Source organism: Roseateles cavernae, assembly GCF_040187885.1.
Taxonomy (GTDB): domain Bacteria; phylum Pseudomonadota; class Gammaproteobacteria; order Burkholderiales; family Burkholderiaceae_C; genus Roseateles_E; species Roseateles_E cavernae.
Genome location: NZ_JBDPLH010000010.1, coordinates 69059 through 83034, shown reverse-complemented (window position 1 = coordinate 83034; position 13976 = coordinate 69059). Strand labels below are relative to the sequence as shown.

15 protein-coding genes and 1 riboswitch are annotated in these 13976 nt (G+C 67.4%); of the genes, 5 read left to right on the top strand and 10 right to left on the bottom strand.

Annotated features, from left to right (window positions below):
• Positions 1-136: 136 nt before the first annotated feature.
• Positions 137-415 (top strand): hypothetical protein, encoded by a 279-nt coding sequence (locus ABGI63_RS21380; RefSeq protein WP_432767450.1) that lies wholly within the window; start codon positions 137-139, stop codon positions 413-415.
• A 37-nt stretch (positions 416-452) separates the two neighbouring features.
• On the opposite strand, the gene ABGI63_RS25915 is transcribed toward ABGI63_RS21380, so the two are convergent.
• Complete coding sequence (locus ABGI63_RS25915) at positions 453-764, bottom strand: diguanylate cyclase domain-containing protein (RefSeq protein WP_432767449.1); 312 nt, start codon at positions 762-764, stop codon at positions 453-455.
• 86 nt (positions 765-850) lie between these two features.
• Between ABGI63_RS25915 and truD the strand changes: the two genes are divergently transcribed.
• Positions 851-1885 (top strand): tRNA pseudouridine(13) synthase TruD, encoded by a 1035-nt coding sequence (gene truD, locus ABGI63_RS21375; protein WP_349744511.1) that lies wholly within the window; start codon positions 851-853, stop codon positions 1883-1885.
• Positions 1886-1910: 25 nt separating this feature from the next.
• Here truD and ABGI63_RS21370 read toward each other — a convergent pair whose 3' ends face one another.
• From ABGI63_RS21370 to ahcY, 6 genes are all read right to left on the bottom strand, one after another.
• Complete coding sequence (locus ABGI63_RS21370; RefSeq protein ID WP_349744509.1) at positions 1911-2351, bottom strand: hypothetical protein; 441 nt, start codon at positions 2349-2351, stop codon at positions 1911-1913.
• A gap of 242 nt (positions 2352-2593) precedes the next feature.
• Entirely contained in the window at positions 2594-3061 is a 468-nt protein-coding gene (locus tag ABGI63_RS21365; protein ID WP_349744508.1) for a low molecular weight protein-tyrosine-phosphatase, read from the bottom strand.
• Between the two features lie 92 nt (positions 3062-3153).
• Positions 3154-3768, bottom strand: a complete 615-nt coding sequence (locus ABGI63_RS21360; RefSeq protein ID WP_349744507.1) for an OmpW/AlkL family protein — start codon at positions 3766-3768, stop codon at positions 3154-3156.
• A gap of 143 nt (positions 3769-3911) precedes the next feature.
• Positions 3912-4742 carry a methylenetetrahydrofolate reductase [NAD(P)H] gene (metF, locus tag ABGI63_RS21355; protein ID WP_137944640.1) on the bottom strand — a complete coding sequence of 277 codons (831 nt, stop codon included), beginning with the start codon at positions 4740-4742 and terminating at the stop codon, positions 3912-3914.
• The gene (locus ABGI63_RS21350) at positions 4739-5470 is read right to left on the bottom strand and encodes a TlyA family RNA methyltransferase (protein WP_349744506.1); all 732 of its coding nucleotides are present in this window, start codon (positions 5468-5470) and stop codon (positions 4739-4741) included. Before ABGI63_RS21350 ends, metF begins: the two co-directional genes overlap by 4 nt.
• A gap of 6 nt (positions 5471-5476) precedes the next feature.
• The gene (gene ahcY, locus ABGI63_RS21345; protein WP_349744505.1) at positions 5477-6898 is read right to left on the bottom strand and encodes an adenosylhomocysteinase; all 1422 of its coding nucleotides are present in this window, start codon (positions 6896-6898) and stop codon (positions 5477-5479) included.
• 78 nt (positions 6899-6976) lie between these two features.
• A riboswitch (S-adenosyl-L-homocysteine riboswitch) is annotated at positions 6977-7074 on the bottom strand.
• Positions 7075-7144: 70 nt separating this feature from the next.
• Between ahcY and ABGI63_RS21340 the strand changes: the two genes are divergently transcribed.
• Positions 7145-7930, top strand: a complete 786-nt coding sequence (locus ABGI63_RS21340; protein ID WP_349744503.1) for an HAD-IIB family hydrolase — start codon at positions 7145-7147, stop codon at positions 7928-7930.
• A gap of 4 nt (positions 7931-7934) precedes the next feature.
• Here ABGI63_RS21340 and ABGI63_RS21335 read toward each other — a convergent pair whose 3' ends face one another.
• The 3 genes from ABGI63_RS21335 to metK all read right to left on the bottom strand — a co-directional run bounded on the left by ABGI63_RS21335 (position 7935) and on the right by metK (position 12019).
• On the bottom strand, positions 7935-8951 hold the full coding sequence (locus tag ABGI63_RS21335) for a GGDEF domain-containing response regulator (protein ID WP_349744502.1): 1017 nt from the start codon (positions 8949-8951) through the stop codon (positions 7935-7937).
• Positions 8952-9051: 100 nt separating this feature from the next.
• Entirely contained in the window at positions 9052-10692 is a 1641-nt protein-coding gene (locus tag ABGI63_RS21330) for a serine/threonine-protein kinase (RefSeq protein ID WP_349744501.1), read from the bottom strand.
• A 142-nt stretch (positions 10693-10834) separates the two neighbouring features.
• The gene (gene metK / locus ABGI63_RS21325; RefSeq protein ID WP_349744499.1) at positions 10835-12019 is read right to left on the bottom strand and encodes a methionine adenosyltransferase; all 1185 of its coding nucleotides are present in this window, start codon (positions 12017-12019) and stop codon (positions 10835-10837) included.
• Positions 12020-12200: 181 nt separating this feature from the next.
• On the opposite strand from metK, the gene ABGI63_RS21320 reads away from it, so the two are divergent.
• Positions 12201-13061 carry a lysophospholipid acyltransferase family protein gene (locus ABGI63_RS21320; RefSeq protein WP_349744497.1) on the top strand — a complete coding sequence of 287 codons (861 nt, stop codon included), beginning with the start codon at positions 12201-12203 and terminating at the stop codon, positions 13059-13061.
• Positions 13061-13960 (top strand): LpxL/LpxP family acyltransferase, encoded by a 900-nt coding sequence (locus ABGI63_RS21315; protein WP_349744495.1) that lies wholly within the window; start codon positions 13061-13063, stop codon positions 13958-13960. Before ABGI63_RS21320 ends, ABGI63_RS21315 begins: the two co-directional genes overlap by 1 nt.
• The last annotated feature ends 16 nt before the right edge of the window (positions 13961-13976 follow it).

Genomic DNA, 13976 nt, shown 5'->3' with positions numbered 1-13976 from the left:
TTGTCCGACACCCGCCCTCACGGTGGTGTCGTTCGCGACGCTGCGCTGACACCGGGCAGGTGTCCGACAGACCTAAACTGATCCGATCTCTTTTCCAAGAATCTGGTCCTGTATTTCTTGTGCCATAGAGCGCACAGTGGCAGCTCGTGAGAAAGCGCGCTACTGGCATATCGAAATCATGGAATGGGTCCCTGCGGTCTTCATTGCGTTCAAGGTCGGCGTGCTGGGCATTGGCATGTTCTACGCCGTCAAATGGCACTACGACCAAGGACAGAAGAAGGGGACGGAGACGCAGCGCGCGGTACTTCGCACGAGCCTGAAGCTCGCCGCATTGTTCGTGGTGCTAGTCGTCGTCCTGTTGCTCGTCACCTTCAGCGTTGGCACAAGGCTTGGCTTGGACTTGAACTTTCCATGATTGCAAAGGCTGTCATCGCGGCGCACGCGCTCGCAGCTCAGGAGGCCACCGGTGCGGCCGCAGGAGTCCCAGGCTCCCGCATGAATGCTCGCCCCATGCCGCTGCGTTTGCCAGCCAGCATGATGTGGTCGGCTAGCTGAATAAGCTCATGAGGGCTCACCTCATCGTCCGGCGCGGACAAAGCAACGCCTGCGGTCACGCCCAACGTGATCACAAGTCCTGACGTCAGCGTAACCGGCTCGCTCACCGATGCGATGCCGCGATTAACAGCCGCCTTCCACTCCCCGTCTACTACGTCAACCTGCACCAACACAAGCTCGTCGCCGTGAGTTGGCGCCCGCCAAGGCATGCAGCTAGCGGAGAATCACGGTCTGGACCGCCCCCGATGGGCGAGACAGTCTCTCCCTCTCTACGGCTGCTGCCGTCAGACTGCTCATGACCGACGCCCCTATTCAATACACGACCTTGCCGTCCTGGCCCAAGGCTTACCCGGCCAGCGGCGCCAGCGCCACGCTGAAATTCCTCAACGAGGATTTCATCGTGACCGAACTGCCGCTGCAGCTGCCCTCCGGTGCGGGCGAACACCTCTGGCTGGACATCGAAAAGAACGGTGCCAACACCGCCTTCGTCGCTAAAGCGCTGGCCGAGGCCGCCGGTGTGCAGGAATGGGATGTGGGCTATGCCGGCCTCAAGGATCGCTACGCCATCACCCGTCAGTGGTTCAGCATCTATCTGCCGAATGGGAAGGGGAAAGGCGAGACGCCCGACCTGACCCTGCTTCAGCACCCGGAATTCAAGGTGCTGAGTCAGAGCCGGCACGTGAAGAAGCTGCGCCCCGGTGATCTGCAGGGCAACCGGTTCCGCATCGTGCTGCGTGAGGTGAGCGGCGACCCCAATGCCATTCAGGCCATCGAGGCCAATCTTCAGGCCGCTGCGGCGCGTGGCGTGCCCAACTACTTCGGCGCTCAGCGTTTCGGCCATGACGGCGGCAACATCGAGCAGGGCCGAGCCATGCTGGCGCGCGAGATCCGTGTGCGCAACCCGAAGAAGAAGGGTCTCTACCTCTCGGCGCTGCGCTCCTTCGTTTTCAATGAGGTGCTGGCGCTGCGCATCCAGCAGGGGCTCTGGGGCCAGACCTTGCCTGGTGATGTGATGGACGAGGCGGGACTGCCCACCGGACCGCTCTGGGGACGGGGCCGCGTGATCACCACCGATCAGGCGCAGGCCCTGGAAATGGGCGTGGCCGAACGTCACGCCGGCTTGTGCAACGGCATGGAGCACGCCGGTCTGGACCAGGAGCGCCGCGCCCTGGTGGCCAGGCCGGTGGACCTGTCATGGGAATGGCCGCAAGCCGATCAACTGCTGCTCACGTTCTCTTTGCCCGCCGGGACTTACGCCACGTCCGTGCTGAACGAAATCCTCCACACCACGGAGCCTGAGCGGCACACCGAGCCTGCGGCTGTCGAATGACGGGGCCCTCACGGGGTTCGGCCGCTCATACCTTGGCGAGGAAGGCCGCCGCATCACCCGCTTCACACTTCCAGTCTGCGAAGACCCCGACCAGATTGCATTCCACGCAGCGGCAAGCGATGTAGTACCAGCGCACGTCATGCGTGCCCTCGTAGACGGAGACGCCTGACATCAGCTCGAACACCTCGTTCTCGCACACGCACTCGTGCGCCTCGGGCGCGGCTTCTTCAACGTAGTCCGCGCTGTCGCCCATCAGGTGTTCCTGCCCGCAGTCGGTGCAGGTGCGGATGGCCACGCCGGCTTCCTCATCGGTCTGCAGCGCGAAGGTCCGGCACCCGCAATCGCATTTGGACGCGGCAAACCGGACGGCCTCATGGCGATTCGCAATGCTGTAGCTGCGCAGCTCGGCTTGGGTGTCGCCGGACGTCGTCCCGTACCAGAACTCGCCCTTCTTCGTCAGTGCCATTGATGCTGCTCCATTCTTCAAGGTGGGCTTCCCGGCAGGCCTGAGGCCAGGCTCGCCCCGATCATGCGGATTTTGCCTGGAGGCCCGGCGAATCGTCGTCAAGGGCCCCGCCACGGGTGGCGGCCGTCCGAAACTGACATGGGCTGAAGCGGGGGGCCTAGCTGAAGGTCGGCAGAAGAACCCGCACGCGTTAGGCGCTTTCCGCTGCAAAACCGCCCCGCAGCTCTGCAGCGACGGTGCACTCACCGATGGCGCAGCGCCGCGATCAGCCCGTCGCAGGCTGCTTCCACCAGATCCAGCACCTCCTCGAACCCTGCATCGCCACCGTAGTAGGGGTCGGGCACATGAGGGCTGCCGGCGTGCGGAGCGTAATCCATCAGCAGCTTCAGCCGGTACCGCTGCGCCGGCGGGCACAGACGCTCGGCGAGGCTGAGGTTGTCGCCGTCCATCGCCAGCACGAGGTCGAAGTGCTCGAAGTCTGCCGCGACGAGTTGGCGGGCACGCAGCGCGCCCAGCTCATAGCCGCGTCGCTCGGCATGCTGCTGGCTGCGCGGGTCGGGCGGCGCGCCGATGTGATAGCCATGGGTGCCGGCGGAGTCCACCTCGATGTCCAGCCTTGCTGCCGCCAGCTTGGCGCGCATCACGCCCTCGGCGGTGGGGCTGCGGCAGATATTGCCCATGCAGAAGAAGAGGATGCGGTGAACGGACATCGGCAGGCCCCAGAAATGAAGTCTCAGGGCGCCGATTGTCCGTGGCTCAGCCGTGCGGCCGAGCCGCACGGCTTTTCTTCGGGGTGGGGGGCTTAGAAGCGCCAGCCCAGACCCACGCCGACCAGCAGCGGGTCGACCTTGAACTTGCCGGCCGACTGGCCGTGCGAGTAGACGGTGGTGTCGATCTGCACCTTCTTGACGTCGACGTTCAGGTAGAGGTTCTTGGCCAGCTCGATATCGGCGCCGACCTGCAGCGACAGGCCGTAGCTGTTCTTCTTGATGCTGGGGGCCAGCGCGTTGACCACGGACGGCGCGAAGTTGACGCTGGAGAAGCGGGTGTAGTTCAGGCCGGCGCCGATATAGGGGCGGAAGCTCGCGGTGGGTGCGAAGTGGTACTGCAGGCTCAGGGTCGGCGGCAGATGCTTGAGCGAGCCGATCTTGGCGCCGCCGGCCTTCAGGTCGTGCTTTTGCGGATAGGTCAGGACCAGCTCGGCTGCGATGTTCGGCGTGAAGAAATAGCTGATGTCGACTTCAGGAATGGTCTTGTTATTGATCGCCAGGCCCAGACCGGTGCTGTCCTTGTTGGCCGCGTCGAGATGCACGGCACGCACGCGCACCAGCCAGGGCTCTTGCACGGCCTGGGCCTGGGCGGTGCCGGCCAGGCTGAGAGCGGCGAGGGTGGCGAGGACGAACTTCTTGGACGACATGGCAATAACTCCTTGTTGATGGGACCTGCGTGGTCCCGATGAAGCTATTGGAGGCGCGCGGCACGGCTTACCACTTGATCTGACGCAAGCGAAAAAAAGCCCTCGCGAGGAGGGCCGGTGGAGTTTGCGCTGGCTCAAGCTTGTCAGCCGAGTCTGAGGCGTTTGCACAACTCCAGGGTCAGTGCCGACTGGTTCAGCGTATAGAAGTGGATGGCCGGCACGCCGCCGGCAATCAGGCGCTCGCAGACCCGCGTCATCACGTCCAGGCCGAAGGCGCGGATCGAGGCCGCGTCGTCCATATAGCCTTCCATCTTCAGCGCCACCCAGCGCGGGATCTCGATGCCGTCGCGCTGGGCGAACTGGGCGATACGGGCGTAGTTGTGGAAGGGCATGATGCCCGGGATGATGGGTGCGTCCACACCCAGGGCCCGCACCTCGTCCACGAAGTTGAAATAGGCGTCGGGGTTGAAGAAGAACTGCGTGATCGCGGCGCTGGCGCCGGCGCGCATCTTGTCGGCGAAGTGCTGCAGATCGCGCGCCGCGTAGCGCTGCTGCGGGTGGTACTCGGGATAGGCCGCGACCTCGATCTTCCAGTCCGGGCCCTGGGTCTCGCGGATGAAGCGCACCAGCTCGGCCGCATAACGGAACTCGCCGGCCGTGGCCGTGCCGCTGGGCAGGTCGCCGCGCAGCGCGACCACGCGGCGGATGTTCTGGGCCCGGTAGGTGGCCAGGATCTCGGCGATGTTCTCGCGCGTCGAGCCGACACAGCTCAGATGCGGCGCGGCCTCATGACCCATGGCCGCGATGTCCATCACGGTGGCCAGGGTCTTGTCGCGGGTGGAGCCGCCGGCACCATAGGTGACGCTGAAGTACTGCGGCTGCAGGACGCTCAAGTCCTGCACCACGGTCTTCAGCTTCTCGGCGCCCACCGGCGTGTTGGGCGGGAAGAATTCGAAACTGACAGCGGTCGTCATGGTTGTTGTGCCCACAAGAAGAACTCTTTATTGCCATCACCCCCGGTGATGGCGCTCTCGAAATAGCCGCGCACCTGCCAGCCCAGCGCCGCTGCGGCCTCGCGTGCCCGGATCTCCAGCAGCGGGTACTGGGCCGCATCGCGCACCAGGCCGCCGCGGCCCAGGGCCTTGGGCCCCAGCTCGAACTGCGGCTTGATCAGCAGCAAGACCTGGCCCCCCGGCGCCAGCCAGGGCGCCAGGCGCGGCAGCTCGCCCAGCATCGAGATGAAGCTCAGGTCGCCGACGATCAGCGCAAAGCGCTGCGCCGGCTGGTACTGCCGCACATGCATGCCCTCGATGGCCTGCACCCGCGGGTCGCCCGCCAGGCCGGCATGCAGCTGGCCATGGCCGACATCGATGCCGATCACCTGAGCGGCGCCGCTTTTCAGCAGACAGTCGGTGAAGCCGCCGGTGCTCTGGCCGATGTCCAGCACGGTCAGCCCGCCGAGGGCCAGCCCGCTGGCCTTCAGCGCGCCTTCGAGCTTGAGCCCGCCGCGCGAGACGTAGCGCAGCTCCGCGTCATCGGTGATGCGGAACTGCGCCGTCTCGGGGATGTCCTCGCCGGCCTTGCGGACGGCGACCCAGCCCTTGCCGGAGGCCCACTCGGCCGCGCCGTTCTCGATCAGCCGCTGGGCGGCCGAGCGCGTCGGCGCCAGGCCTTGGGCGACGAGCAACTGATCCGCGCGCATCGGCTCTCAGTAGCGGTAGGTGTCGGGCTTGAACGGACCTTGCTTGGGCACGCCGATATAGGCGGCCTGCTCGTCCGTCAGCTCGCTGAGCTGGGCATTCAGCGTGACCAGCTGCAGGCGCGCGACCTTCTCGTCCAGGTGCTTGGGCAGCACATAGACCTTGCCGATGTCGTAGGCGTCCTTGTGGGCGAATAGCTCGATCTGGGCGATGGTCTGATTCGCGAACGAGGAGCTCATCACATAGCTCGGGTGGCCCGTGCCGCAGCCCAGGTTCACCAGGCGGCCCTTGGCCAAGAGGATGATGCGTTTGCCGTCCGGGAAGATCACATGATCGACCTGGGGCTTGATCTCTTCCCACTCATACTTCTCGATCGAGGCGATGTCGATCTCGTTGTCGAAGTGGCCGATATTGCAGACGATGGCGTTGTGCTTCATCGCGGCCATGTGCTCGTGGCGGATCACGCCCTTGTTGCCGGTCGTCGTCACGAAGATGTCGGCCTTGTCGGCGGCGTATTCCATCGTCACGACGCGGTAGCCTTCCATCGCGGCCTGCAGCGCGCAGATCGGGTCGATTTCGGTGACCCAGACCTGGGCCGACAGCGCACGCATGGCCTGGGCCGAGCCCTTGCCCACATCGCCATAGCCGGCGATCACGGCGATCTTGCCGGCGATCATCACGTCGGTGGCGCGCTTGATGCCGTCCACCAGCGACTCGCGGCAGCCGTAGAGGTTGTCGAACTTGCTCTTGGTGACCGAGTCGTTGACATTGATCGCGCGGAACAGCAGGCTGCCCTTGGCGCTCATCTCCTTCAGGCGGTGCACGCCGGTGGTGGTCTCCTCGGTCACGCCGATGATCTCGGCGCTCTTGCGGGTGTACCAGGTGGCGTCAACGGCGATCTTGGCCTTGATCGCGGCGAACAGGATGCGCTCCTCCTCGCTGCCCGGCTTGGCCAGCACGCTCAGATCCTTCTCGGCCTTCTGGCCCAGATGCATCAGCAGCGTCGCGTCGCCGCCGTCGTCGAGGATCATGTTCGGGCCTTCGCCCGGCTGGCCCTTGCCGGCGAATTCGAAGATGCGGTGGGTGTAGTCCCAGTAGTCTTCCAGCGTCTCGCCCTTGTAGGCAAACACCGGCGTGCCGGCGGCCACCAGCGCGGCGGCGGCGTGGTCCTGGGTCGAGAAGATATTGCAGGAGGCCCAGCGCACCTCGGCGCCCAGCGCCTGCAGGGTCTCGACCAGCACGCCGGTCTGGATGGTCATGTGCAGCGAGCCGGTGATGCGCGCGCCCTTGAGCGGCTGGCTGGCGGCGTATTCCTTGCGGATGGCCATCAGCGCGGGCATCTCGCTCTCGGCGATGCTCAGTTCCTTGCGGCCCCAGGCGGCCAGGCTCAGGTCGGCGATATGGTATTGGTCAGCGGACAGCGTCGTCATTGCAAAAGCTCCTTCATGTTTGAAGCCGCAATGCCGGTGGGACGTCAGAGTCAAAAAACGGTCACCCACGCGAGACATTGCGGGTGAGCGCGGTTGCAGGGGTCTGAAGATCAACGCTTCAAGACGATCCGAGCCTGGCCTCAATGGGAGCTGAGGTTGCAACGCTCCTCGGAAGGCTTGAATTCTAGCCGCAAGCCGCACGGCTCTGGCGTGGAATAGCGCCGGGATTGACGACAATCCTGGCCCATGCAGCCTTTGAATCTTTGCCCCCCGGCGGCCTTGCGTGCCGTGCGCGGCGTGCTCACCGACATCGACGACACCCTGACCGCCGACGGCGCGATCGCTCCCGAGGCCTTGCGGGCGCTGCACGAGCTGCGCGCCGCCGGCCTGCCGGTCATCGCGATCACCGGCCGCCCGGCCGGCTGGAGCGAGCCCTTCGCGCTGGCTTGGCCGGTGGCCGCCATCGTGGCCGAGAACGGCTCGGTGATGCTGCGCAATGAGAGCGGCGCGCTGCGCCGCGACTTCAGCCAGGACGAGGCGACGCGCACGGTCAACTTCGCCCGGCTGCAGGCCTGTGCGGCCGAGGTGCTGGCGCGCGTGCCGGGCGCCCGCCTGGCGACCGACAGCCCGGGGCGGCTGACCGATATCGCGATCGACCACAGCGAGTTCACCCATCTGGCGCCGGCCCAGATCGCGCAGGCCTGTGCGGTGATGCGCGAGCATGGGTTGACCGCCACCGTCAGCTCCATCCACATCAATGGCTGGATCGGTGAGCACAGCAAATGGACCGCCGCGCAATGGGCGGTGCCGACCGCGCTGGGCCTGGACTTCGACGCGGGCGACTGGGTCTATGTCGGTGACTCGACCAATGACCAGCTGATGTTCGAGCGCGTGCCGCTGTCGGTCGGGGTGGCCAATATCGCGCGCTTCGTGCCGCAGCTGCAGCGCTTGCCGGCCTATGTCACCGACGGTGAGCGCGGCCGGGGCTTCGCGGAGCTGGCTCAGCGCCTGCTGCTGGCCCGCCAGGCTTGACGGTTCAAGGCACCAGCCCGCCCCAGGCCGTGTTGCCACGCTGCTCCAGCGTGTCCATCTGCATCTCGAAGCTGAAGAAGCGGTTGCGCCCGCGCGATTTGGCGGCGTAGAGCGCATCGTCGGCGCGGCGCAGCAGGCCCTCCAGGGTCGTGCTCTCGTCGGGCGTGCAGGTGGTGATGCCGCCCGACAGGGTCACATAGGGCGCGACGGCCGAGCCCGGATGCGGCATCGCGGTCAGCGCCAAGGTGCGCAGCACCGCGCGCGCAAATGTCATCGCGCCTGAGCGTGGCGTGCCGGGCAGTATCAGCCCGAACTCCTCGCCGCCATAGCGGGCCGCGCAGTCGCGCGGGCGCCGGCAGGTCTCCTGCAGCAGCGCGGCCATGCGCTGCAGACAGGCATCGCCCTCGACATGGCCGAGCCGGTCGTTATAGCCCTTGAAATGATCGATATCGCAGAGCACCAGGGTCAGCGGCTGCTGGTCGCGCCGGGCGCAGAGGATCTCGTGCTGCAGCCGCATATCGAAAGCGCGGCGATTCGGCAGCCGGGTCAGCGCGTCCTCGTTGCTGAGCTTGGTCAGCTGCTCATTGGCCAGACGCAACTCGTCCGAGAGCTCGATCAGCCGCGTCTGCATGCGGCGCAGGCGCTGCATCGCGCGCAGCTTGGCCTGCAGCACCGTGGTGGACACCGGCTTGACCAGATAGTCGTCGCCGCCGGACTCGATGCCCTGCCAGAGATCCTGGTCCTGGTCGCGGCTGGACAGGAAGATGATCGGCGTCCAGCCACCGGCCTCGCTGGCGCGCAGCTGGCTGGCCACCCAGTAGCCGTCATGGCCGGGCATCTCGACATCGAGCAGCACCAGATCGGGCCGGCTGCTCAGGAACAGCGCCAGCGCGCTGTCGCCGGAATCGGCCTCCACCACCCGATGGCCCGCCGCGCTGAGCTGGGCCGTCAGGACCTTGCGCGTCGAGGCTTGGTCGTCGACCACCAGGATTTGCAGCGGAGGCAGGGAGGAGGGCAGCATGGGGCGCCGGACCAGGGGCGTCGAATTGACGCCTGGTAATTATGTTGCCCTCTGTTACAGCTGCCTCAAGGGTTTGTGCGTAGCTGGGTGCTGAAGCGCTTCAGCGGGGTGCTTCGCCGGTTTTCAGTGCCAGGCATTGGGCGTGGGCCTTCCAGCGTGGTTTCGCGCATTGCGTCTGGATGCAGCGGTAGAGCGCAAAGTCGCTGCGTTTGCCGCAGCTGCTGCGCGGCGTTTCGGCGGACCTGCGGGTCGGCGAGCTGCCTGGCTGGCTGGCGGCGCTCGCCGGTGGCGCTGACGACGGCCCGGCGGCGGTGGGTTCGACGGGCAGCGGGTCGGATGGCTTGTCGACACCGGCATCGGCAGGCGCCGAGCGGGCCAGCAGCTCCTCGGCCCGGCGCAGGTCGGCCTCGATGCGGGCGCGTCGGGCCGCTGAGGCGTCGGTATCGGTATCTGCATCGGTCCTGCGGGCCGCGTCGCTGGCCGCCGCGTCGATGAAGGGTGGCACGCCGGCCATCGGTGCGTCAATCCGGCCGGCTTGCCAGAGACCAGCAGCCAGCACCGCCAGCACCCCGAGCGCAGCCAGGGCCGCGACGCGCCGGGCCGGCGTCCGCCGCGCCTGGGGCGCTGTGTCGCGGACCTCGGGCCGGACCGGCGGCACGGATTCGGGCCGGGGCGGCACGGTGTTGGCGCGCCTGAGCTGCGCCAGGAATTCCGGCGACAGAAAGGCGTTGGCATCGTCCGGGTGGTCGCTGCTTGGAGCCGGCGCCTCGGTCCCCTCGGCGGCGCGGCGCTCGGCCGGCGGGCCGCCGAGCAGCCAGGCCCGGTACGGCGCGACGCCAGCGGGCCTCTCCTGGGGCCGGCCCGAGGTGGCGGCGTCCAGCGTGTGCAGCAGCGGCAGGCTGTAGCGCGGGCGCGCATCGCTGGTGACGCAGCGCTCGATCAACGCCGCCGTTGCTTCCCGGGGTTCGCCGCTGCGGCGCGCCGACTGCGGCATCTCGCCGCTGATGCAAAACCTCACAACTTCGCTGAGCGCGAACAGATCGAAGGCCGGATTCTGCGGTGCGCCGGGCGGCGTGCCCTGCTGCTCGGGCGGCGCAAAGCCGGCCAGCGCATCGGTCTGGGGGCTGCCCAGGTCCAGCGCCAGCGTGGTGGCGGCCCAGTCGGGGCCCAGCAATAGCGGCCTGTCATCGCCGAGCAGCAGGACGCTGCCGGGATGGATGCCGCCGTGGGTCCGGCCCGTGCGGTGGAAGGCATCGAGCGCGCCGAGCAGATCGTCGAGCAGGGCCAGCAGCGAGGCCTCGTCGGGCGGGCCCGGCATATCGCGGCGCAGATCGAGCAGGGTCTGGCCGCCGCGATAGGGCATGGCGCGATAGACCGTGCCGCGCGCCTGCCACAGGCGTATCACCTGGACCAGGGCCGCATGCTGGCAGCGCGCCAGCATGCGCGCTTCATCGACAAAGGCGGCCAGGCCGCGCTGATAGGCCGCCGCGTGACGGTCCTCCACGCAGGCGACGAGGCCCGCGCCATCGCGTCGTGCCAACGCGGCGGGGAAATACTCCATCAGGACGACGGTCAGCCCCAGCTCCAGATCTGTCGCCAAATAGCTCAGCGACGAGCCGCTGGCGGCGATCAGGCCATGCAGCTCATAGCCGTCGAGCCTGTGGCCGCTGGGCAGCACCTGGTCGGCGTTCGGCAGCGCCGCGGGGCGGGTGGCATCGGGTTGTGGGGCGGGCGAAGTCATGCGCGGATGGGCGGCATCTGGCTATGGGGCTGACATAGCTTAACGAGAGCCGGGGCCGGGCTTGTACGCAGTTGTTGCGCGGCGGGACAGCGGCGGGCACAAAAAAGCCACCTGGCGGTGGCTTCGGGTGAGGGGCGCTTCCTTACAGGCCGGCGGCCGCGCGCAGCGTCGCCGCCTTGTCGGTGCGCTCCCAGGTGAACTCGGGCTCTTCGCGGCCGAAGTGGCCGTAGGCGGCGGTCTTCGAGTAGATCGGGCGCAGCAGGTCCAGCATCTGGATGATGCCCTTGGGCCGCAGGTCGAAATGCTCCTGCACCAGCGCGGCGATCTTGTCGTCCGAGATCACGCCGGTGCCCTCGGTATAGACCGTGACATTCATCGGGCGGGCCACGCCGATCGCGTAGGCGACCTGGATCTGGCACTGGCGTGCCAGGCCGGCGGCGACGATGTTCTTGGCCACATAGCGGGCCGCGTAGGCGGCCGAGCGGTCGACCTTGCTGGGGTCCTTGCCGGAGAACGCGCCGCCGCCATGCGGGCAGGCGCCGCCATAGGTGTCGACGATGATCTTGCGGCCGGTCAGGCCGCAATCACCTTGCGGGCCGCCGATGACGAAACGGCCGGTCGGGTTGATCAGGTACTTGGTGTCGGCCGTGATCCAGTCCTTGGGCAGCACCGGCTTGATGATCTCCTCGCGCACCGCCTCGTAGAACTCGGGCTTCATCTTGTCGCCCAGGCTCCACTCGGGGGCGTGCTGGGTCGACAGCACGACGGTGTCGATGCTGTGCGGCTTGCCGTCCACATAGCGCATCGTCACCTGGCTCTTCGCGTCGGGGCGCAGATAGGGCAGGCGGCCGTCCTTGCGCAGCTGGGCCTGGCGCTCGACCAGGCGGTGGGCGTAATAGATCGGCGCGGGCATCAGCTCGGGCGTCTCGTCGCAGGCATAGCCGAACATCAGGCCCTGGTCGCCGGCGCCGATGTTCAGATGGTCGTCCGACGCATGGTCGACGCCCTGGGCGATGTCATTGCTCTGCTTGTCATAGGCCACCAGCACCGCACAGCCCTTGTAGTCGATGCCGTACTCGGTGTTGTCGTAGCCGATGCGCTTGATCGTGTCGCGCGCCACCTGGATGTAGTCGACATGGGCATTGGTCGTGATCTCGCCGGCCAGCACCACCAGGCCGGTGTTGCACAGGGTCTCGGCGGCCACGCGCGAACGCGGATCCTGCTCGAAGATGGCATCGAGAATTGCGTCCGAGATCTGGTCGGCGACCTTGTCGGGATGTCCTTCGGAGACGGATTCCGAAGTAAAGAGAAAATCGCTGTTCGCCACTTGTATGCTCCTAGTCGTCAGTCGGTCGGCGTTGCCGTGCTGTCGGGAGACGCGGCGAACGCTTTAGCGGCATTTGTTGAGCTTGACAGCCCGGCGGGGTTTTCAATGGCTTGATAAACACCCGCATCGCCCCGCAAGTTGTCCAAATTAACTCGGCGATGAGCCGATTATAGAAACACAAATGTCCTTGTTGCTGTCTTTGCTCTCCCGCTGCCCCTTGTGGCTGCTGCATGGCCTGGGGGCGGCGGTGGGCTGGCTCAGCTGGGCGCTGTCGCCCAGCTACCGCGCCCGCTTCAAGGCCAATGTGCAGACCGCCGGTCTGCGCTGGGCCCAGGCGCGGCCGGCCGTTGCCCACGCCGGCCGCATGATCGGCGAGCTGCCCTGGCTGTGGCTGCGGCCGCACGACCAGGCCCTGGGCGCGCGGGTGCGGCTGGAGGGCCGCGAGCATGTCGAGGCCGCGCTGGCCCAGGGGCGCGGGCTGATCCTGCTGACCCCGCATATGGGCTGCTTCGAAGTGACGGCCCAGGCCTATGCCGAGGCCTACGGCGCGCGTGCGCCGATCACCGTGCTGTTCCGCCCGGCGCGCAAGGCCTGGATGCGCGAGCTGCTGGACGGCACGCGCGAGCGCCCGGGACTGGCCACCGCACCGGCCAGCCTGGCCGGCGTGCGCCAAATGCTGCGGGCGCTGCGCCAGGGGCAGACGGTGGGCCTGCTGCCCGACCAGGTGCCGCCCGAGGGGCTGGGGGTCTGGGCCCCCTTCTTTGGCCGCCCGGCCTACACGATGACACTGGCGGCCAAGCTGAGCCTGCAAAGCGGCGCGCCCATCCTGCTGATCTGGGGTGAGCGCCTGAGCCGGGGGCGCGGCTATGTGGTGCGCATCAGCCCCGGGCCGAGCCTGCCGGCCGATTCCACGCCAGAATCCGCTGCCGCCATCATCAACAAGGCCATGGAAGACCTGATACTGCTCGCGCCCCAGCAATACCTGTGGGGCTATCACCGCTACAAGAATCCGCGCGGCCTGGACCTGGGGCGGGGCGCTTGATGCTGGGCCGCCTGTCCGCCCATCTCTTCATCGGGCTCTTGTGGCTCTTGCATTTCCTGCCGCTGGGCCTGCTGGCGGCGCTGGGCCGGGGCCTGGGCTGGCTGCTCTGGCATGCGGCCGGCTCGCGCCGCAAGGTGGCGCTGCGCAATCTCGAGCTGTGCTTTCCCGAGCAGACGCAGGCGCAGCGCGAGCGTCTGGCGCGCGAGCACTTCGGCTGGCTGGGGCGCAGCTTTCTGGAGCGCGGCCTGCTGTGGTTTGCCCCGGCCGAGCGGCTGCAGAAACTGGTGCGCGTCAAGGGCAATATCAAGCTGGCCGAGCAGGGTGCTGAGTCGGGGCAGGGGCCGGTGATGTGGCTGCTGCCGCATTTCGTCGGCCTCGAATGGTCGGGCCCGGCGCTGATGCTGAACCAGAAGAGCCCCGGCGTCGATATGTACCAGGCGCAGAGCAATCCGGTCTTCGATGCCCGCATGCTGGCCGGGCGCTCGCGCTTCGGCACCACCGCCTTCGTGCAGCGCAGCGAGGGCATACGCCCGGTGCTGCGCCTGATCCGCCAGGGCTATGCCTATCTGAACGCGCCGGACATGGACTTCGGCGAGCGCGAGTCGGCCTTTGTGCCCTTTTTCGGCGTGCCGGCCTCGACCTTGCTGGCGCCCTCGCGGCTGGCGCGCAGCATGCAGATGCGGGTCCAGCCCATTGTCGTGACCATGCTGCCGGGCGGCCAGGGCTATGAGGTCGAGGCCGGCGAGCCGCTGGCCGGCTACCCCAGCGACGACCCCGAGGCCGACGCGTTCAGGCTCAACCAGTGGCTGGAGGCCCGCATCCGCGAGCGGCCGGCCCAGTATCTGTGGGTGCACAAGCGCTTCAAGACCCGGCCCGAGGGCGAGCCCGCCCTGTACTGACGGTGATAATCGCGCC

Coding starts and splice junctions, on each gene's coding strand:
- ABGI63_RS25915 (WP_432767449.1), bottom strand. CDS start 764: ATGCCTTGGCGGGCGCCAACTCACGGCGACGAGCTTGTGTTGGTGCAG.
- truD (WP_349744511.1), top strand. CDS start 851: ATGACCGACGCCCCTATTCAATACACGACCTTGCCGTCCTGGCCCAAG.
- ABGI63_RS21370 (WP_349744509.1), bottom strand. CDS start 2,351: ATGGCACTGACGAAGAAGGGCGAGTTCTGGTACGGGACGACGTCCGGC.
- ABGI63_RS21365 (WP_349744508.1), bottom strand. CDS start 3,061: ATGTCCGTTCACCGCATCCTCTTCTTCTGCATGGGCAATATCTGCCGC.
- ABGI63_RS21360 (WP_349744507.1), bottom strand. CDS start 3,768: ATGTCGTCCAAGAAGTTCGTCCTCGCCACCCTCGCCGCTCTCAGCCTG.
- metF (WP_137944640.1), bottom strand. CDS start 4,742: ATGACGACCGCTGTCAGTTTCGAATTCTTCCCGCCCAACACGCCGGTG.
- ABGI63_RS21350 (WP_349744506.1), bottom strand. CDS start 5,470: ATGCGCGCGGATCAGTTGCTCGTCGCCCAAGGCCTGGCGCCGACGCGC.
- ahcY (WP_349744505.1), bottom strand. CDS start 6,898: ATGACGACGCTGTCCGCTGACCAATACCATATCGCCGACCTGAGCCTG.
- ABGI63_RS21340 (WP_349744503.1), top strand. CDS start 7,145: ATGCAGCCTTTGAATCTTTGCCCCCCGGCGGCCTTGCGTGCCGTGCGC.
- ABGI63_RS21335 (WP_349744502.1), bottom strand. CDS start 8,951: ATGCTGCCCTCCTCCCTGCCTCCGCTGCAAATCCTGGTGGTCGACGAC.
- ABGI63_RS21330 (WP_349744501.1), bottom strand. CDS start 10,692: ATGACTTCGCCCGCCCCACAACCCGATGCCACCCGCCCCGCGGCGCTG.
- ABGI63_RS21320 (WP_349744497.1), top strand. CDS start 12,201: ATGTCCTTGTTGCTGTCTTTGCTCTCCCGCTGCCCCTTGTGGCTGCTG.
- ABGI63_RS21315 (WP_349744495.1), top strand. CDS start 13,061: ATGCTGGGCCGCCTGTCCGCCCATCTCTTCATCGGGCTCTTGTGGCTC.